The organism is Chlorobium sp., from assembly GCF_049593655.1.
Lineage (GTDB): Bacteria > Bacteroidota > Chlorobiia > Chlorobiales > Chlorobiaceae > Chlorobium.
Map to the genome: position 1 here is coordinate 13615 of NZ_JBAWHG010000053.1, position 18789 is coordinate 32403.

18 protein-coding genes are annotated in these 18789 nt (G+C 55.6%); 5 read left to right on the forward strand and 13 right to left on the reverse strand.

Annotated features, from left to right (window positions below; translation table 11 throughout):
* Positions 1-11: 11 nt before the first annotated feature.
* The 9 genes from WBP50_RS09620 to WBP50_RS09660 form a co-directional block, all read right to left on the reverse strand.
* A complete protein-coding gene (locus tag WBP50_RS09620; protein WP_423933898.1) occupies positions 12-1349 on the reverse strand; it encodes a sigma-54-dependent transcriptional regulator in 1338 nt (445 codons plus the stop codon).
* 71 nt (positions 1350-1420) lie between these two features.
* Positions 1421-2557 (reverse strand): serine hydrolase domain-containing protein, encoded by a 1137-nt coding sequence (locus WBP50_RS09625; RefSeq protein WP_423933901.1) that lies wholly within the window; start codon positions 2555-2557, stop codon positions 1421-1423.
* A gap of 11 nt (positions 2558-2568) precedes the next feature.
* Positions 2569-3447, reverse strand: a complete 879-nt coding sequence (locus WBP50_RS09630; protein WP_423933903.1) for an MlaD family protein — start codon at positions 3445-3447, stop codon at positions 2569-2571.
* Between the two features lie 21 nt (positions 3448-3468).
* The gene (locus WBP50_RS09635) at positions 3469-4203 is read right to left on the reverse strand and encodes an ABC transporter ATP-binding protein (protein ID WP_423933906.1); all 735 of its coding nucleotides are present in this window, start codon (positions 4201-4203) and stop codon (positions 3469-3471) included.
* Positions 4204-4207: 4 nt separating this feature from the next.
* Positions 4208-5002 (reverse strand): MlaE family ABC transporter permease, encoded by a 795-nt coding sequence (locus tag WBP50_RS09640; RefSeq protein ID WP_423933909.1) that lies wholly within the window; start codon positions 5000-5002, stop codon positions 4208-4210.
* 102 nt (positions 5003-5104) lie between these two features.
* Positions 5105-5965, reverse strand: a complete 861-nt coding sequence (locus tag WBP50_RS09645; RefSeq protein WP_423933911.1) for a PHP domain-containing protein — start codon at positions 5963-5965, stop codon at positions 5105-5107.
* A gap of 350 nt (positions 5966-6315) precedes the next feature.
* Complete coding sequence (gene uppP, locus WBP50_RS09650; protein ID WP_423933912.1) at positions 6316-7167, reverse strand: undecaprenyl-diphosphatase UppP; 852 nt, start codon at positions 7165-7167, stop codon at positions 6316-6318.
* A complete protein-coding gene (gene rdgB, locus WBP50_RS09655; RefSeq protein ID WP_423933914.1) occupies positions 7164-7874 on the reverse strand; it encodes an RdgB/HAM1 family non-canonical purine NTP pyrophosphatase in 711 nt (236 codons plus the stop codon). The genes uppP and rdgB overlap by 4 nt, the downstream gene beginning before the upstream one ends.
* On the reverse strand, positions 7871-8590 hold the full coding sequence (locus WBP50_RS09660; protein ID WP_423933917.1) for a pyridoxine 5'-phosphate synthase: 720 nt from the start codon (positions 8588-8590) through the stop codon (positions 7871-7873). Before WBP50_RS09660 ends, rdgB begins: the two co-directional genes overlap by 4 nt.
* A 158-nt stretch (positions 8591-8748) precedes the next feature.
* On the opposite strand from WBP50_RS09660, the gene WBP50_RS09665 reads away from it, so the two are divergent.
* From WBP50_RS09665 to WBP50_RS09675, 3 genes are all read left to right on the forward strand, one after another.
* Complete coding sequence (locus WBP50_RS09665) at positions 8749-11139, forward strand: endonuclease MutS2 (RefSeq protein WP_423933939.1); 2391 nt, start codon at positions 8749-8751, stop codon at positions 11137-11139.
* 160 nt (positions 11140-11299) lie between these two features.
* Positions 11300-11896: a CDP-diacylglycerol--glycerol-3-phosphate 3-phosphatidyltransferase gene (pgsA, locus tag WBP50_RS09670; RefSeq protein ID WP_423933940.1), complete on the forward strand. Its 597-nt coding sequence runs from the start codon at positions 11300-11302 to the stop codon at positions 11894-11896.
* Between the two features lie 3 nt (positions 11897-11899).
* Entirely contained in the window at positions 11900-12376 is a 477-nt protein-coding gene (locus tag WBP50_RS09675) for a phosphatidylglycerophosphatase A family protein (RefSeq protein WP_423933919.1), read from the forward strand.
* On the opposite strand, the gene dxs is transcribed toward WBP50_RS09675, so the two are convergent.
* The 3 genes from dxs to WBP50_RS09690 form a co-directional block, all read right to left on the reverse strand.
* Positions 12355-14286: a 1-deoxy-D-xylulose-5-phosphate synthase gene (dxs, locus tag WBP50_RS09680; protein ID WP_423933922.1), complete on the reverse strand. Its 1932-nt coding sequence runs from the start codon at positions 14284-14286 to the stop codon at positions 12355-12357. The genes WBP50_RS09675 and dxs overlap by 22 nt on opposite strands.
* An 89-nt stretch (positions 14287-14375) precedes the next feature.
* Entirely contained in the window at positions 14376-14801 is a 426-nt protein-coding gene (locus WBP50_RS09685) for a secondary thiamine-phosphate synthase enzyme YjbQ (protein WP_423933925.1), read from the reverse strand.
* Positions 14802-14841: 40 nt separating this feature from the next.
* On the reverse strand, positions 14842-16284 hold the full coding sequence (locus WBP50_RS09690) for an alpha-amylase family glycosyl hydrolase (protein WP_423933928.1): 1443 nt from the start codon (positions 16282-16284) through the stop codon (positions 14842-14844).
* 233 nt (positions 16285-16517) lie between these two features.
* On the opposite strand from WBP50_RS09690, the gene corA reads away from it, so the two are divergent.
* Positions 16518-17636 (forward strand): magnesium/cobalt transporter CorA, encoded by a 1119-nt coding sequence (gene corA, locus WBP50_RS09695; protein WP_423933929.1) that lies wholly within the window; start codon positions 16518-16520, stop codon positions 17634-17636.
* A gap of 19 nt (positions 17637-17655) precedes the next feature.
* Here corA and WBP50_RS09700 read toward each other — a convergent pair whose 3' ends face one another.
* Positions 17656-18147, reverse strand: a complete 492-nt coding sequence (locus WBP50_RS09700; RefSeq protein ID WP_423933932.1) for a YqhA family protein — start codon at positions 18145-18147, stop codon at positions 17656-17658.
* A 135-nt stretch (positions 18148-18282) separates the two neighbouring features.
* Between WBP50_RS09700 and WBP50_RS09705 the strand changes: the two genes are divergently transcribed.
* On the forward strand, positions 18283-18789 hold a 507-nt coding region (locus tag WBP50_RS09705), incomplete at its 3' end, for a CIA30 family protein (protein WP_423933935.1).

The window sequence follows — 18789 nt, forward strand, 5'->3', positions numbered from 1 at the left end:
GTCCGGCAAGTTCAGATCCGGTATTGTTTTCGCTTTCGCCAGAGCGTGGCCTGATCGATTCCGAGCGTGTCGGCTGCTTCCTGCAGGGATTTCGTCGATACGAGAATGCTCCTGATATGGTTTTCTTCGATGACCTCCAGCGGCAGCATATCTCCTATCCGGACAGGTGGCGATTGGGTAATGATGGTTTCGGGAAGCAGTTCTTCACCGATTTGCCCGGTTTTGCAGAGAATGACCGCCCGCTCGATTACGTTCCGCAATTCCCTGATGTTTCCCGGCCATGAATATGTTTTCAGGTCATGCAAGGCCTGTTCGGTAAATCCCGAGATGGATTTGTGGTTCTGTGCGGAAAAGAAGCCCAGCATGTTGCCGGCAAGCAGTGCTACGTCGTCCGGTCTTCCCGAAAGCGGCGGCAGCTCTATCTGGATGACGTTCAGGCGGTAGAAGAGGTCTTCGCGGAAACCTCCTTCCCTGACCGCACGTTCCATATCCATGTTCGTGGCGGCAACGATTCTGACGTCGGCTTTTCTGGTTTGGTGGTCGCCAACCCTTTCGTATTCACGATCCTGGATGAAACGCAGGAGTTTCGGCTGGACCGGGAGCGGCAGGTCGCCGATCTCGTCCAGAAACAGCGTGCCCCCTTCGCAGGAGGCAACCCTTCCGGGATTTTCCCTGACCGCTCCGGTGAAAGCGCCTTTCACATGGCCGAAAAGCTCGCTTTCAAGCAGTTCCGGGCCGAGTGAAGGGCAGGAGACGATACCGAAGGGTTTTGATGCCCTGTGGCTCCAGTTGTGGATCGAACGGGCAAGAACCGTTTTTCCTGTACCGCTCGGGCCACGCAGAAGCACGACGGCTTCAGAAGGTGCTACCTGACGGGCGAGTTCCAGCGCCCGCTGCATGGACGAATATCGGGAAGAAAGATACGCTTCGGGATGTATCCGGTTCAGATCTTCCTGCAGGGTCGTTATACGGTTTTCCATATCGCAGAGTCCTGCGAGACGTTCAATAATCAGTTCGAGCTGGCCGGGAGTGAACGGCTTGGCAAGGTAGTCCGCCGCTCCGCGTTTCATGGCTTCGACAGCGGTGTCGATGGAGGCGTAGGCTGTTATCACCACAATTTTTATCTGCGGGCATACTCTCAGCAGCGAATGCACCAGATCGAGTCCGTTTTCCGCGCCAAGCCGCAAATCAACGAAAGCGATGTCGAAGACGTGCAGTTCGGCCTCCCTGACGGCATCTCGGGAATTGCTGACCGCCGTTACCCGGTGTCCCCGCGATTCCACGAAAACCGACAGGGTCTTCCGGATATTGATTTCGTCGTCCACGACGAGAATGTCGAGTTGTGCCATTGAATGCTTGCTGTAGATGGATGTAATCCGTATGCCTGCAATATAGGATGTTCAGGTCGAAGGGACCCGAATCACTTTGTGTTGATGCAGCGTACCACGGTGTCGTGCAGCAGGGGACGGAACTTGCGGATGCTGATGTTTTCCGATGTCGGGTGGACGCGGTTGCTGAGCATGATGACGGCAAGATCCTTTTCCGGATCGACCCAGATGCTGGTGCCGGTAAAGCCGAGATGTCCCCATGAGGAGGCGGAAAATGCCGTTCCTGCCGAAGATGAGCCTTCAAGCGAACGCAGATCCCATCCCAGAGCCCGAGGGGCCTTTCCGCTTCTCGACGTGAACATGCGCACGGTTTCCGGTCTGAAATACCGTTTTCCTTTGTACGATCCGTTCTGCATCATCATGCTGACATACGTAACGAGATCGCCGGTTGTGGAGAACAGTCCGGCATGGCCGGCGACGCCGCCGAGCAGCGCGGCGTTCTGGTCGTGAACGAGGGGGCGTTTCATGCTGAAATGCCATGAGGTATCCTGCTCGGTCGGTGCAATCGAGCCGAGAAGGCCGGAGGGCGGATTGAACAGGGTTCGGCGCATGCCGAGCGGCAGGGAGAAGCGCTGGCGGAAGTTGGCGTCGAGGCTTTTTCCTGTCACGGTTTCCACGATCCTTCCGAGCGTGATGAATCCGAGGTCGCTGTAGAGGGTCGCGGTTCCAGGCGGAGAGATCAGGGTGTCGTCGTCGATGGCGCTGCATACCTCCTCGGGGGTGCGGCAGCTCTTGTAGAAAAAGGTGTGGGCCCGCAATCCCGAATTGTGCAGCATGAGGTTGCGCACACTGACCTTCTCTTTTCCGCGTCCGGCAAATGCCGGCAGGTAGCGCGCGACCGGGGCATCGAGATCGAGCGAATCCCGTTCGACGAGCTGCATGACGATGCTTGTGGTGACCACGGCTTTGGTGAGGGAGGCAAGGTCGTAGATGGTTGTCGTATCTGCGGACGGGGATGCTGCGGAGTAGGTGTACCGTCCGAAAGCGCGGTGGAATACGGTTTTGCCCCGATGGATCACGGCGATGCTTGTGCCGGGAAATACGCCGTCCCTGACGGCTTCCAGGGCAATTCTTTCAAGTGGTCCGAAGTCCGCCGCGTTTGCCCTCCGTGGGCCGGACGCGGCGGAAAGCGCCAGCATCAGGATGAGAAGTGTGCGGCGGATGAGCATGTTTCATATCCTCAGAATACCGAGAACTTGACGTACCGTTTGGGGTTCTTTTTCAGATCGACCAGTACCGAATCGAGTGAAGAAAGCGTCTGGTTCAGGTTGTTGTAAAGGGCCGGATTGGAGTGGAGCTGGCCGAAAGTCCCCTGGTCGCTCTCAAGCTTGGCCATCAGGGCTTCGGTTTTCTCGGCCGCCTTGTTCAGGCGGGAAACGGTCTCTTCGGTATTTTTTGCAAGTTCTCCGTCATTGATGAGCTTGGGCAGCAGTCCGCTGCCGCTGGATGCTTTCCTTGAAAGTGCGGACAGTTCAGCGGAAGTGCTTTTCAGGCTGCTGACGGTTTCGGCAAGTTCGGCGCCCATTTTTTCATCGGAAACCAGCCTTCCGGCTACGCCCTTGCCGCTGTTGATCTTGTCGAGCAGCAGGTTGATTTTGGCCAGAGCACGGTTTGCTCCTCCGGTAAGTTCCGCCATGCCGTCCTCTGCATCGAGGGCGATGAAATCGCCATTTTTCACCTGCGGACCTTTTCCGGTTATGATATCGACATATTTATCGCCAAGCACGCCCAGCGAACGGATGGTTGCCTTGGCGTCTTTGGTGACGAGCACCGCGAACTCGTTGCGCAGCCTGAGCTCGGCGACAACGTAGAGCGAGTCGTTGTTGGTGACGAAGTCGAGCTTTGAGACCGTACCGATCTTTTTTCCGGAAACGGAGACGAAGTTATTTTCGGCAAGACCCTGCACATCCCTGGAAAGAACCTTGATGGTCGTTACGCCGGTGAAGAGACTGCTGTTTTTGCCGACCACCAGGCCGAGATAGGCAGCAAAACCAAGTCCGAGCAGAAAAAAGATGCCGGTTCTCAGATCGCTCCATTTCAGTGCATTCGGATTTTTCATACGGATAGTACGCTCTTGATGTTAAAGTTCCAGGATCTTGTCGGAGAGGATCGACCGGATGAACGGGTGCTGCGACTGGTGCAGCTTTTCCGTTTCGTCATCGAAAATGATCTCTCCCTGATAGAGTACGGCGGCATGATCGGCAATGCTGAACACGTCGTCGATGATATGGGTTACGATTACCGCCCCGAGGTTGCTCGACTGCTGCAGCGTGCTGATAAGATGCAGGATGCGCTTCGAGCTGACCGGATCGAGTCCGGCAGTCGGTTCGTCGAAAAGAATCATGTGCGGCCTGAAAATCAGCGCGCGCCCGATGGCGACCCGTTTGCGCATGCCTCCGCTCAGGTTTTCGGGCAACTGCTCTTCATATCCTTCGAGGCCGGAGAACTTTATCTGTTCGGCGACCCGTTCCTGCACCTCCGCTTCGGGCAGCTTGAGGTTTTCCCTGAGAAAAAAGCCGAGGTTCTGGCTGATGGTCATGGAGTCGAAGAGCGCATTGCCCTGAAAGACCATGCCCATTTTTCTGCGGATCGGGTAGAGTTCGGTTTCCTTCAGCTTCGTGATGTCGGTTCCGTCGACGATGACCTGCCCGCTGTTGGGCTTGATAAGCCCGAGCATGAGCTTGAGGATCGTACTTTTTCCTACGCCGCTCGGGCCGAGGATCGCCTTGATGGTGTTGTCCCTGATGGAGACCGAGACGTTTTTCAGTATCTCCCGTTCCCCGTATTTCAATGTGACATTGCGCAGTTCAATCATCTTCTTACATGTTTTCCAGCACTATCTTCGATACATAGAAGTTTGCAATGAGCACAAGTCCCGAGGAAACGACGATGCCTTTGATGGTGGCGCGCCCGACGCCGGCGGTGCCGCCTTTCGCTATGAATCCGTTATAGCTGCTTACCAGCGTTATGATGACGGCAAATACCGGCGCCTTTGCGAACCCGACGACGAAATCTTTCGGCCCGAGACGGGGATAGACCGCGTTCCAGAAAATGCCGGGGTCAAGGTGGTGATAGTGCTCGGCCAGATATGCGGCGCTCTGCAGGCCGGCAAAATCGGAAAGGGCCGTCAGCGGGATGAACATGATCAGCGCGGCGGCAAGCCTCGGCATGACCAGTTTGGCCACCGGGTCGGTGCCGAAAGCCCTGAGTGCGTCGATCTGTTCGGATATCTGCATGGCGCCGAGTTCTGCACCGTTGCGCGAACCGAACCGGGCGGAAAGCATGAGCCCCATCAGCAGCGGGCCGAGCTCACGGATAACCGAAATCGAGGTTGATCGGCCGAGCATGGTTTTCGCGCCGAAATCCTCGAGCAGGTTGCCGACCTCAATGGCAAGCAGGGAGCCGATCGATATGGCGCTGACCAGCACAATGGGAATGGAATCGGTACCGCAGATGGTGGCCTGATCGAGGAAATCCCGCCAGTAGCGCTTGATTTTCGGCAGGGTGAAGAACGCCCTCACGGAAAAAAGGAAGAACTCCTGCATGGTGAGGAGATACTCCTTCGCTTTCAGTGAGAGGTCTTTTTCAAGAGAACGTATGACGGTTAATGGCATAGATACTCGGTCATGAGGCGGCATGCTTTCCTGCAGAGGGACGCCTTGTAATTTGATCTGATAATAGCAAATCTTTGCATAATCACACAATGGTCGTCACGTTCACGTTTTTACCAGCCGGCTTTTCATTTTTGTCACCCATTCGTAGGGAATGGTAATGGTGCCGAAGGTCTCGTCGTCCCTCTCTTTCAGGCCGTGATAATCCGATCCGCCTGAAAAAAGGAGAAAGTATTCGTTGGCGATTTCACGGTAGTAGTTCTGCTTGTAGGTATCGTGCGAGGGATGGATAATCTCGATGCCGTCAAGGCCGAACGTGATCAGCTGTTTGAGAATCTCGTCGGGGATGTTCTGGGCCGGATGGGCAAGAAAAGAGAGCCCCGAGGCTTCGTTGATAAGCCTGATGACATCTGCCGGATGCGTTTCGATGCTTTTGACGTAAGCCGGACTGTGCGCTCCAAGGTATCTGCTGAACGCTTCGCTGAAGCTTTTCACATAGCCGCCGTCCTGAAGCACTGCGGCGATATGCGGCCTGCCGACACTTCCGTTCTGGGCTTTGAGGATAATCTCCTCGATTCCGATCTTTACACCCATTTTGGCCAGCTTGCCCACCATCCGCTCGGCCCTTTCGGTGCGAAGATGACGGCAGTGGTCAAGATAGAGCTTAAGCTCGGAATGCTTGTAGTCAAAAAAATAACCAAGGATATGAATATCATAACCCTTGTACGTTGAACTCATTTCCACTCCCGGAATGAGTTCGAGGCCTTTTGCTAAGGCTGATGGCTTTGCTTTGTCAATACCTGCAACAGAATCGTGGTCGGTAATACTTATTGCCGCCAATCCGGAAGCCGCTGCCCTTGCAACGATATCCTCCGGAGAGAAGATTCCGTCCGAACATTTTGTATGTATGTGTAAGTCTGCTTTTTCAAAGCCATTCTGCCCTACGCTTTCCAAGCGGTATGGCATGGCTGAATGGTTGATTTTGGTTGAGTAAATTCTTTATATATAAGAAAAAAAATCCCGCCCTCTCAATGAGAAAAGAGAATTCTTTTCAACGGTAAAAAGTTGCCGGGGGTGTCAGGAGTTAAAGAGAGTGAGCCGTGAGCGGTAAGCCGTGAGCCGGGGGCCCGGAGATGGGAGTTAAAGAGTGTAAGCCGTGAGTCGTGAGTCGTGAGCCGGGGCACGGGGTTGAAAGCGTGTGACGGTGTTCATCCCTGAGGTCCTTGCGGTTCCTGTTGTCACTTGTGCGGACGAGTCACGGGTTCTTTTCGTCCTTTGGGTTCCTCCGGGACATCAATCCGGCCGACTCCGGAAGCTCAGGTCGCCGGAAGCATGCCGGATGCAAGCAGGATCAGAATGCCCGCGCCGAGCACCAGGCGGTAGAGTATGAAGACCTTTGTGGTGTGATGTTTCAGGTAGTTGAGCAGAAAGGCGATCGACAGGTAGCCGACCACGGCGGATACCAGGGTGGCAACGAGAATGGCGGTCAGGTTGTCCGGAGAGGAGAGCAGTACATCCCTGGTTTCGTAGAGCTGGAAAATTCCGGCGGCAAAGACTGACGGAAGCGAGAGCAGAAAGGAGAACCGGGCGGCCGCTTCGCGCGAAAGGTTCAGAAACAGTCCTCCCGTGATGGTCACTCCCGAGCGTGACGAGCCGGGAATCAGGGCAACGCTCTGGGCAAGACCTATCAGCAGCGCCTCTTTCCAGCCGATCTCCTCCATCGATTTCATGCCAAGTCCACGACCGAGACGTTTTTTTACCCGTCCTTCGGCAAGGGTAAGCAGCAGGGCAAGCCCGATAAGCGCACAGCTGATCCAGTAGAGCGAGCGGAGCGATGTTTCGATTTCGGTTTTGAACAGCAGCCCGAAAACCACTATGGGTATCGTTCCCGCGGCGATCATCCACCCCATTTTCGCTTCGGGAGTGCCGAGCGGCCTGCCTGTGAGCATGCCCCGCACCACTTCGCGCACGATGGCCGTTATGTCGCGGAAGAAATAGATGAGCACCGCTGCAAGCGTGCCGATCTGGACGATGGCGGTAAATGCGGCTCCGGGATCCTTCCATCCGGCAAGGGCCGGGATGATTCGCAGGTGTGCGGTGCTGCTGATGGGCAGGAATTCGGTCAGTCCCTGGACGATACCGAGAATGACAGCTTCGAACAGGTTCATAAGCCTGGGGGGGTGTCTTGGTTTTCAGGAGAACAGTGTGATCTCATGATTTCGAAAAGCGCTGCCGATGCTTTCAGCAGGGCCAGGGATCGGTGGCTGATCCTGTTTTTTTCAGCTATGGTCATTTCACCGTAGGTTTTTTCCGCTGAATTTACATGAAATACCGGATCATAGCCAAACCCAAGATCTCCTTTTTTTTCTTCCGTGATGGAGCCTTCAACAACTCCTTCGGCGGTATGGCGGAACCCGAAGGCGTTTCCTCCGGACGGAATGCGCCCTTTCATGGCGATAACCGTCCGGAAGCGTGCCGTTCTTTTTTTTATGCCCTGCATCCGGAGGAGAAGGTGACGGATATTGTCCTCATAGGAGGGTTTCGTGCCTTCGGGAACCGGTGCAAAGCGTGCCGACAGTACTCCCGGTTCACCGCCGAGGGCATCGACTTCGAGGCCGGTGTCGTCGGCCATGGTGATGAAGAACGCAAATCGCTGCTCCAGCAGGGCGAATATTGTGTCGGCTTTCAGGAGGGCGTTGCCCGAAAGCGTTGTTTCCGTTTCTTCGATCTCCCTGGTGATGCCGAGGTCGGAAAGAGCGTAGATGGTAAAAAGCGGCGATATCTGTTCCAGGATCGGCCGAAGCTCTTTTACCTTGTCAGGATTTCCGGTTGCAAGCACGACCGGTATGGTTTTTGGGGAGGCGCCGCTGCTCATGCTTCGCTCCCGAGAAGTCTGAGCATCTCCCTGATGGCGCTCTCCAGTCCGGTAAAAGCCGCTCTGGCGATGATGGCGTGTCCGATGCTGACTTCCTCAATTTCGCTGATGGTGCTGAAGGGGGCGGCGTTACGGTAATTCAGGCCGTGGCCCGCAACGACCGAGAGTCCGAGCGAACGGGCGTAACGGGCGGCCTGTCGGACGTTTTCCAGCTCTTTCCCGCGTTCTTCGTCGGTCTCCTTCAGCGAATAGATGCCGGTGTGCAGTTCAACCATAGCTGCGCCTGCCTGCCGGGCCAGATCGATGGCCCTCCGGTCGGGTTCGATAAAGATGCTGACAGCTATGGCGGCATCGTTCAGCGGTTTGATGAATTCGATGAGCGTTTCATGGTGTCTCGTGATGTCGAATCCGCCTTCGGTGGTAAGCTCTTCGCGTTTTTCGGGCACCAGGGTGACCAGTTCCGGTTTTGTTTTCAGCGCGATGAGCTGCATTTCGGCAGTCATGGCCATTTCGAGATCGAGTTTGGTTGTCACCGCCCGGCGCAGCCGTTCAAGATCGTTGTCTCTGATATGACGGCGGTCTTCGCGCAGGTGGCACACTATGCCTGCCGCTCCGCTTTTTTCGGCAAGAAGGGCTGCTGCGACCGGATCGGGGTCGAATTCATTGCGGGCGTTGCGCAGTGTTGCGATATGATCGATATTGACGGAGAGTCTCATGACGGGTTGTTGGGTATTGGTCGGCTAAAGCTGGTATCTTGTGAAAATGATTCAGCAAAAGTAACGAGTTCGGTGGCAAATGTCAAAAGCGATGGAGTATCTTCAATCCTCCCGGCTTTTTCGGAGCCCGGGTTTCATGAAATGAACCGGTATGCATGATGGACGAATTACTGCTGCAGAAACTTGAATTTACCAGAATAGCCGGTTATACCGCAAGATTCTGTCTGTCGCCGATGGGGCGCGACCTTCTTCTTGCCTCCCGGCAGCTTGAAGGAATCGACGAGGTGACCGGAGAGCTTGAGCGCGTGCTCGAACTCCGGAATTTTCTGCTTGAAGGGCACGCCCTTCCTTTTTCCTCCCTGCCGGACACCCGTCCGCTGCTCGCCCATCTCGATGTGCTCGACAGTTATCTCGACGCCGCCGGACTCCTGGATATTCATCAGCTGCTCCGCGCTTCTGCCGAGCTTCGCAGGTTCATGTTCGCCAACCGGGAGATCTATCCGCGCCTGAATGAATGCTGCATCAGACTCTGGCTTGAAAAGACCCTGCAGTTCACCATCAGCGGCATCGTCGATGAACAGGGAGGAATCAGGGACAGCGCCAGTGACGGCCTGCAGATGATCCGCAGCGAACTGCGGGAGAGCCGTATTGCCCTGCATAAAAAAATGGAGCGCCTTCTCCGGCGCTGCCTTGAGAACGGCTGGCTGATGGACGATACCGTAGCCATGAAGAACGGCCGTCTTACGCTTGGTTTCAGGGTCGAGTACAAGTACAAGGTTCCCGGCTATATCCAGGACTATTCGGGCAGCGGCCAGACCGTGTTTGTCGAACCGGCGGAAGCGCTCGCCGTGAGCAACAGGATTCAGGAACTCGAAATCAGCGAACGCCGGGAGATAGAGCGCATTTTGCGTGAAGTATCTTCCCTGATACGCCCGGAGCTGGAGAATCTTCGCCACAATCAGGGAATTCTTGCCGCTTTCGACACCATCCATGCAAGGGCGAAGCTTGCCGTCGAGACCGGTTCCGTGCTGCCGGTTATCGCTTCCCGGAGGCAGCTGCGCATTGTCAGGGGGTACCATCCCTGGCTGCTGATATCCCACAGGATGAAACAGGCTGAAGTGCATCCGCTCGATCTCGATCTCGGTGTCGACGAGCAGGTGCTGGTGATTTCAGGGCCGAACGCCGGAGGAAAGTCGGTAGCCATGAAAACCGCAGGACTTCTCTGCTGCATGCTCTCGCACGGCTACCTGCTTCCCTGCAGCGAAAGTTCGGTTTTTCCGCTTTTCAGCACGATCGCCATCGAAATCGGCGACGAGCAGTCGATCGAAAACGATCTGTCCACCTTCAGTTCCCATCTTGCGGCAATCAGGGCCATTATCGAATCGGCCGGCAGCAGCACGCTTGTGCTGATCGACGAACTTTGTTCCGGCACCGATGTCGAGGAGGGCGGAGCCATAGCCAGGGCAGTGATCGAGGAACTGCTCCATCGTGGCGCCATGACGATCGTAACGACTCATCTGGGCGAGCTGAAAGCATTCGCTCATGAACGCCAGGGTGTGGTCAACGGAGCGATGGAGTTCAACCGCGAGGGGCTTCAGCCGACCTTCCGGTTCATCAAGGGCGTGCCGGGCAGCAGTTTCGCTTTCGCCATGATGCAGCGCCTGGGATTTCCGCAGAGCGTTGTGGCTCGGGCCGAAAGCTTCATGCAAAGCGAACATCTCGGGGTAGAGCGGATGCTCGACGACCTGAAATGCCTGATGGAGGAGAACCGCGAGCTGCAGGCGAATCTCCGGAAGGAGAGGGTGTTCGTCGAAACGGAGAAAGCGGAGCTTTCCCTGCTTCGCGGGGAGCTTTCGGCGGAGCGCAGGGAACTGAAAAGCCGGGGATTTCGAGAAATGCAGAAGGAGGTCGAGCATGCCCGCAGGGAGATTCGCGGAATCGTTCATGAGGTCAGAAGTGCATCTTCCGACGAGCGGGCGGTTGTCGAAGCCCGAAAAAAGCTCGATCTGCACAAAAAACGGCTCACCGCCGGGGAGAAAGCCGCCGGAGAAGAGGGGTGCGCCGGGTCGGAGGCCCCGGAGGATATCCGCGCCGGCGATCTGGTGCGGCTTCGCCAGAGCAATGCCACCGGAGAGGTCGAGTCGCTTCATGCGGACAGCGCCGTGGTCCGTTGCGGCAATTTCCGGCTGACCACGAGCCTGAAGAGTCTTGAAAAGATATCGAAAACCGGGGTCCGCAAGATGGAACGGGAACCGCACGCTTCCGGAAAAAAAGCTTCATGGACATCGGCGGGCTCCGAAGTGGAATCGACGACCCTCGATCTTCGGGGCATGACCGGGGATGAGGCAATCGCCGCGGTCGAGCGGTTTCTCGACCTGATGAGCATGAACCGCATAAGAACGGCGACCATCATTCACGGCAAGGGTACCGGATCCCTGCGCCGCAGGACTGCGGAATGCCTTCAGCAGCACAAGGGTGTCGAGCGTTTCCGGCTGGGAGAGTGGGGGGAGGGCGGCGCCGGAGTTACCGTCGTCGAGCTGAAAGGGTAATGATTTTTTTATGGTTGCCGGGGCTTGTTGAAAAACATCCGGTGATGCTTTATCTTAAAGAACAGGATATGTTCCCCCCAAACGTTCCGGAACCGGTTTTCGACCTTCCGCGGGCGTGTCAACCAAACGAAACAGGGTGAAAGAGCAGTTTACCTTACAGATGACGGTTCCGAACCAGCTGACCATGCTTCGCATCGTGCTGGTTCCGGTTTTTGTTGCCCTGCTTCTGCAGGATGATCCCTATCTGAAGCTGATGGGTGTGATCGTGTTTGCCGTCGCCTCCATTACCGATGCCTATGACGGCTACCATGCCCGCAAATACGGCGAAACCACCCGGCTCGGCGCGTTTCTCGATCCTCTTGCCGACAAGTTTCTCATTACTGCGGCATTTCTGCTCTATGTTCACATGGGCTATCTTGTTCTCTGGATGGTGATTCTTGTTGCCATCAGGGACATACTCATTACCGTACTCAGGGTTTACGCCGAATTCCTGGACCGTCCGATCGTGACCAGCCGTGAGGCCAAGTACAAAACGCTTGCCCAGAACCTGTTTGCCTACGTGATCATGGTGCTGCTTCTCATGAAGGAGAAAGTTTTTTTCGGCAGACGGCTTGCAACAGCCATCGAACGGGTTCTCCAGTCCGATTACCTCGACTACGTCATGCTTGCAGTTACGCTCTTTACGGTCTACACCGGAGTCTCCTACCTCGTTGCAAACTGGAATGTTTCCATCCGTCCTTCCGGGAGGGATCTGTAGCATATGAGGATGGTGCTGGCCAGAGCGCTTTCGACCTGTTTCGGTCTCGGCTATTTTCCCTTTGCGCCCGGAACCGCGGTGAGTCTTGTCGCCGTGTGCTGTTATTTCGGCTTGCCGGTTTTTCAGGAGGGTTTTTTCATCGCCCTTGCCGTAGCGCTTTCGACCGCCGCCGGAGTCTGGTCGGGAGGGGTTATGGAGGAGGAGTACGGAGAGGACCCTTCCATCGTTACGATCGATGAACTTGCCGGCCAGTGGGTCGCTCTTGCCGCGCTTCCGGCAACTCCTCTGGTCGCGCTGCTCGGTTTCCTGTTTTTCCGCTTTTTCGATATAGCCAAACCCGGTCCGGTCGACCGGGCACAGCAGTTTCCGGGAGGGTGGGGCATCATGGCCGACGATCTGCTCGCCGGCCTTCTGGCAAATCTTTCGGTCCGGGCGGCTCTCGGCGCTGCGGCGCTGTTTCAGGCAGGACTGCCGCGGTAGAACTCCGTTATCCTTTTCAGCACGGCTTCGGCGGTCATGCCGGTTTCCCGGTAGAGCTCGGGCATGCTGCCGTGGGTGATAAAGCGGTCGGGCAGGCCGATTTTCAGTACCGGACGCGCAATCCCTTTTTCGTTGAGGCAGTCGATGACCGCGCTCGACATGCCGCCGATGACGCTGTTCTCCTCGATAACGGCAAAGTGGGTCGAGCACCCTGCAAGCTTTTCGACAAGAGCGCTGTCCAGCGGCTTGAGAAAACGCATGTTGGCGACCGAAACGTTCAGTCCCTCCTTCTGCAGCGCATCGGCCACCTCGAGAGCCATGCCTGCAAGGGGACCGGCCGAAAGCAGTGCGATCTGCGATCCTTCGCGCAGCAGGACGCCCTTTCCGCTCTCGACCGGCGTAAAGGTTTTTCGGAGTGTGATGCCCGTGCCGTTGCCTCTCGGATAACGGATCGCTACCGGTCCGCTGATCTCGTAGAGCGCCGTATAGAGCATGTCGCGCAGTTCCTGTTCGTCGGAAGGCACCATCACCGTAAGGTTCGGAACGGCGTGCAGGTAGGAAAGGTCGAACGATCCGTGGTGGGTTGGCCCGTCCTCTCCCACAAGGCCGGCCCGGTCTATGGCGAATACCACGTGGAGGTTCTGCTGCGCCACGTCGTGAATGATCTGGTCGTAGGCGCGCTGCAGAAAGGTGGAGTAGATGGCGCAGACCGGCCGGAACCCCAGCGCCGCCTGACCGGCGGCAAACGTTACGGCATGGGCTTCCGCAATGCCGACATCGTAGAACCGGTTCGGCAGGGCGTTCTGAAAAAGATCCAGCGAGGTGCCGCTCGGCATCGCGGCGGTTATGGCGGTAATGCGGGGATCCTTGAGGGCAAGTTCAACCAGGGCTTCGCCGAAGACCTCCTGGTATTTCGGCGGCTGCGGCGTGCCGTTGCTTTTCGGCGTTATGCCCGTAATCCTGTCGAATCCTCCGCTGTGGGCGTGCCACTTGCTCTGGTTGTCCTCGGCAGGCTTGAATCCCTTGCCTTTGGTCGTGATGACGTGGAGCAGTTTCGGATGGGGCAGTGTTTGCATCTCCCGGAGCGCCTTGACGAGCTGTTCCATGTTGTGCCCGTCGATAGGTCCGAAATAGCGCAGGCCCAGAGCCTCGAAAAAAGCTCCCGGAGTGAAGGCTGCCTTGAAGCCGTCTTCGAGTTTTCTTACCGCGGTTTTCGCGGCATCGCCGAACTCGTTGTTCAGGAGCGAAATGGAGTTCCAGATGAATTTGCGGGTACGGTTGTAGGTCTTGTTGAGCGTGATGTTGATCAGATGGGTTTTCAGTCCGCCGGTGCTCGGAGAGATGGCCATCTGGTTGTCGTTGAGAATGACCAGAACATCGCTTTTCAGGTCGCCGAGATGGTTCATGGCTTCGAAGGCCATCCCTCCGGTCATGCTCCCGTCGCCGATTACCGCGATAACCTTTTCGTCGCTTCCCGCCAGATCCCGGGCTGCAGCCAGTCCCGCCGCAGCCGAAATGGAGGTCGAGGCATGTCCGGTGCCGAAGGCGTCGTGCGGGCTCTCCGTCATTTTCGGGAAACCGGCAAGACCTCCGTACTGCCGGTTTGTGTGCATTCGCTCCCTCCGTCCGGTCAGGATCTTGTGTACATAGGCCTGATGGCCGACATCCCAGATGATTTTATCGTGAGGAGTGCTGTAGACATGGTGCAGGGCGACGGTGAGTTCGACAACCCCGAGCGTGGAGGCGAAATGGCCTCCGTTTTCGGCTACAAGATCGATCACCTCCTTACGGCACTCTCCGGCAAGCCGCTGAAGTTCCGGAATCGAAAGTTTTTTCAGGTCATCCGGCGACTGAATCGCCGAAAGGAGGGGGGTTGCGCTAAGGACGGGAAGCGTTACTGAATCCGGCATGTGGTTACGTTGTCTGTTGAAGTTGACGCATATTGTCCGACAGTTCTATAGTAACCCGGCAAATCATTTCCCGGTTCCGGGCTGCGGCTTCAGATACCGGTAAGCTGCAGAAGAACCGTGCGTTCGGGTCTTGGACCGTCAAGCTCGATAAAAAACACCGACTGCCATTTGCCGAGCAGCAGTTCGCCCCCGGAAAACGGTATGGATTCGGATGCGTTCATGAAGAGTCCGAGCAGGTGCGAGTGGGCGTTGTCGCGGCCGTCTATCGGGCTGATGTTGTGGCTGTAGTTCCCGTCACGAGGCACAAGCCGTTTGATGAAGGTAACCATATCCTCAAGCAGGCGATCCTCCTTTTCATTGATATTGATGAACGCGGTGGTATGCCGGCTGATGACGGTGATGGTTCCATCCCGAAGGCCCGAGCTGCAGACGGTGTTCCTGATTTCAGGGGTGATGTCGATGATTTCGACAGGGCTCACGGTTTCCACCGAAATGATTTTTGTGACGATCTGCATCAGGCCGTGCTCTTTCGTGTTGACAGGTTTTTTTCAGGACTCAGCAGGTTATAACCACTCCTTCATGCGGCGCAAGCATGATCTGCAGGGTATCGGCCGCCAGATGCAGGCCGTTTTTTTTATCGCCTTCTGCAGTGCTCAGAAGGCGTATCCCTTCATAGGAGAGGTTCAGCAGCACAGGGTGACTGAAAGCGATCTCGATACCGGTAACGCTGAAGTTGGCGATGACGAACGCGTGTTCATTATCGGTGAACCGGTGGTATCCGAAACAGTAGGAGGAGCTCGATGCGTTAAGGTGCAGCCATTCAATACGGCCTTCCTGAAAAACCGGCTGTTTCTGCAGTGCGAAAAGTTCACGGTAGAGTGCATGGAGTTCGGGATTCTCTTTTTCCTCGGCCTGACGGAGCAGCTGGACGGGGATCTTCTTCCTGAACCCTTCCATCTGGTCCTGGTGCATCAGGTGCATGCCTGGAGAGGTAAGCATCACCAGCGCAGCAGCGCTGTTGTTCAGGCCCATTCTTTCCGCAGCGCGGGGTTCGTCATGGTTTTCGAGAAAACGGCAGAGGTGTTTCTGATAGTGCCATTGTGCCTGCATGTGCCCCATAAGCTTTTCGATATTGGCCGGCACATGGGTGATATAGTCGTAGAACGGCTTGTCGTAGGTGAAATCGAATCCCAGCTGCTGCAGTTCCCACTCCTTGTTCCAGTAGGACTCGGCAAGAAAAAGAAAGTCCGGATGGCGATCCTTGACGGTTTTTATTGCGGTTGTCCAGAACTCTTCGCTCATCGGGCCGCTCAGATTGCTCCAGGTGGTATTGAACACATTCTTCAGGACAAGCATGGCGACGTCGCAGCGAACGGCATCGCACTGGCCGGCGATGGTCAGGAGATTGCCGGTCATCATCTCATGCGTTTCGGCGTTGGCGTAATTCAGCTGCAGGGTATCGGTCCATGGCGGAAAATAAGGGTCCTTGCCATATGCGAGATATTTTCCTTCGGCATATTCAAAGCATGATTCCGGGTCGTGGCGCTGCTCGGCGGCGGAGATGGGTATGAAATATTCCGGGTGTGCGGGTAGCCACCTGTTGTCGAGGGCGAGATGGTTCGGCACAAAATCGAGCATGAGCCGGATGCCGGAAAGCCTGAGTTTATCGCGGAACGTTTTCAGCTCCTTTTCACCGCCGAGAGTGCTGTTGACCGTGTAGGACGGAATGGAGTAGGGCGAGGAGACGATGTCGTCCGGATCGACAGCTCCAAGGTGTTCCAGAAACGTGGTTCTGAGGCCGGGGTGTCCCGTTGCGATGGCCTTGCTGTAGCGGCTCGGCTGCCAGACGCCCATCAGCCAGACGTAATCGAATCCGCATTCGCTGAAAAAACGGAACTCTTCGTCGGGAATCGTTGCAAGCGTGATTTTTCTGTTGTGTCTTTCGCTCAGTTTCTGCAGCCAGACCCGTGTGTTGATTTCGAAGACCAGTGGGAACATGAATGGATGTTGTGGTTCATAATGCGTAAGGCATAAAGTAGTACAAATATAGCAACTGCTGGCGGCAAAACTAATAAATAGAGGTGCCCGTGAAATGACCAACTGCCGTTATCCTTTCCGGTAAGGGTGTACGGCGGGATGTGAAAAGGCAGCCTGCCTGTGCGGGAGAAGGTCAGAAAATTGCGTACTTTTTCAAATGGATTACAATTGACCTAAAGCCGGTGAGAGGCGCAATGAAGCGGAAAAAAAGTGCGGTGCACAAAAGCGTGCCGACGGGCAGTCCTGTGAAAAAGGTGATGCGGAGCCATTCGCAAAAGATCGGGCAGCCGGCCGGGACGCTCTTTCATACGGGGGAACAGAAAATCGTACACCCGGTGATCACGGTTTTCGGTTTCGACGAAGAGCGTCATGTCATGCTGCATGTGGCGTCAGTCGCGGAGTGCCGTGCGCTGCGGGATCAGTTCAGGGTGATCTGGGTCAATATCGATGGACTGCACGAGGTACAGGTCATCGAGGATGCAGGCCGGGAGTTCGGGATCCACCCGCTTACGCAGGAAGATATCCTGCATACCCAGCAGCGTCCGAAAATCGAGGAATTCGACAACTACCTGTTTCTCATGCTGAAAATGCTCGGAGTCGACGAGGCTTCCGGCGAAATTGTCGAGGAGCAGCTGAGCATGGTGCTGGGAAAGGGATATGTCATCACCTTTCAGGAAAAGCCGGGCGACATTTTCGATGCTGTTCGCGAGCGGATTTCCACTTCCGGAACCGCACTGCGCAAACGCGGTGCGGATTATCTCTCCTATGGCCTGGTCGATGCGGTCGTCGATAACTACTTCAAGGTTCTCGAGCAGTTCGAGAGCCGTATCGAGCTGCTGGATACGCAGTTGCTCGAACAATCCGGAAATATGGCATTCCAGTCCATCTACACGCTGAAGAAAGAGCTGATTCTTTTGCGCAAATCTGTCTGGCCTATGCGGGAAATCATCAACAGCATCAGCCGTGAAGGCTTCGGGGTCATCGACGAGGCATCGACCGGGCCTTTTTTCAGGGACATCTACGACAACATCATCCTCGTTATCGAAACCGTGGAGACTTACCGCGATATCGTGATCGGCATGTATGATACCCGGCTTGCCATCGTGAACAACCGGATGAACGAGATCATGAAGGTGCTCACCATCATCGCCACGGTGTTCATGCCGCTTTCATTCATTGCGGGGGTATACGGTATGAATTTTCGTTATATGCCGGAACTGGAATGGAGGTGGGGATATTTCGCCGTACTGGGGTTCATGGCAGCTGTTTTTGCTGGCATGATGCGTTATTTTCATACAAAACGGTGGTTTTAAGTCGTGAAGCCGCTGGTATTCAATGTTTTTCTTCATATTTTGTCTTTTTCTGCGCTGTAAAGTAGGTCATCCCGGCTACGACAAGCGCGATGGCACCTCCCAGGTAGAGTATTTCTGTTTCTCCGTGCCATTTTACCACATGGCCCAGAAAGACCACTGCCATGACCACGACGATCACGCCAATGAGCTTGCTTTTCAGATCGTCGAGATTGCGTATCAGAAGCCAATCAGGCAGGGAGATGGTATTGTCAATAAAGAGTTCATATAACCCCAGCGACATGATGTAGAGCGCCGTCGCGACGAGGAAGATGTCGGCGTTTTCTATGAATCCGAGAGCAAGCACCTTTGCTCCCTTCGACGATACTGTGCTGTTCAGTACCGTATGGGTGATCTGCTGTATGACCGAAATTCCTCCATAGATCAGAAGGGTCATCGCCGAAAGAAAGGTGCCGGCCACCGCGATCATGATGAGGTGACGGGTTGAAGAGAGCAGTTGCCGTACTATGGCCATAATGACTTGTTTTAGTGGTTAACTTATTTCTTTACAAGAATATATGAATTTCCGGCCATACTCCAAACGGATACGGCCGGGTTTCCGGCTGCCTGTCCGGCATCGTTTGCAGCGTGTTTTAACCCGTTCATGCATATGACAACAGATAAACTGATCTGCGATTTTTCGACTCCGCACTGTCTTGACTGGTACAGCGTTGACGATGTTGTAATGGGCGGGGCCTCGGGCAGCCGCTTTTACCGCAACCCCGACAGCACGGGAACGTTCGAGGGCACTCTTTCAACGGAAAACGGCGGGGGATTCGCTTCGGTCAGGACCTTTCTGCCCGATCGCGACTTCAGTGCTTATGCAGGCATCAGGCTGCGGGTCCGGGGCGACGGAAAACGATACAGTTTCCGGATACGCAACGACGACCGTTTTGACGGTATTGTCTACAAAAGCGATTTCGATACCATTCCGGACGTATGGATGGAGTTTTCGCTTCCGTTTTCGGAATTCAAGGCGGCATTCAGGGGACGGACAGTTGATGGTACGCATCCCATCGACGCTTCGAATATCGTGCAGATCGGAATTCTCGTTTCGAAAAAACAGGTAGGGCCGTTCACGCTCGATATCGACTGGATCAAGGCCTGCGTCGCCGGG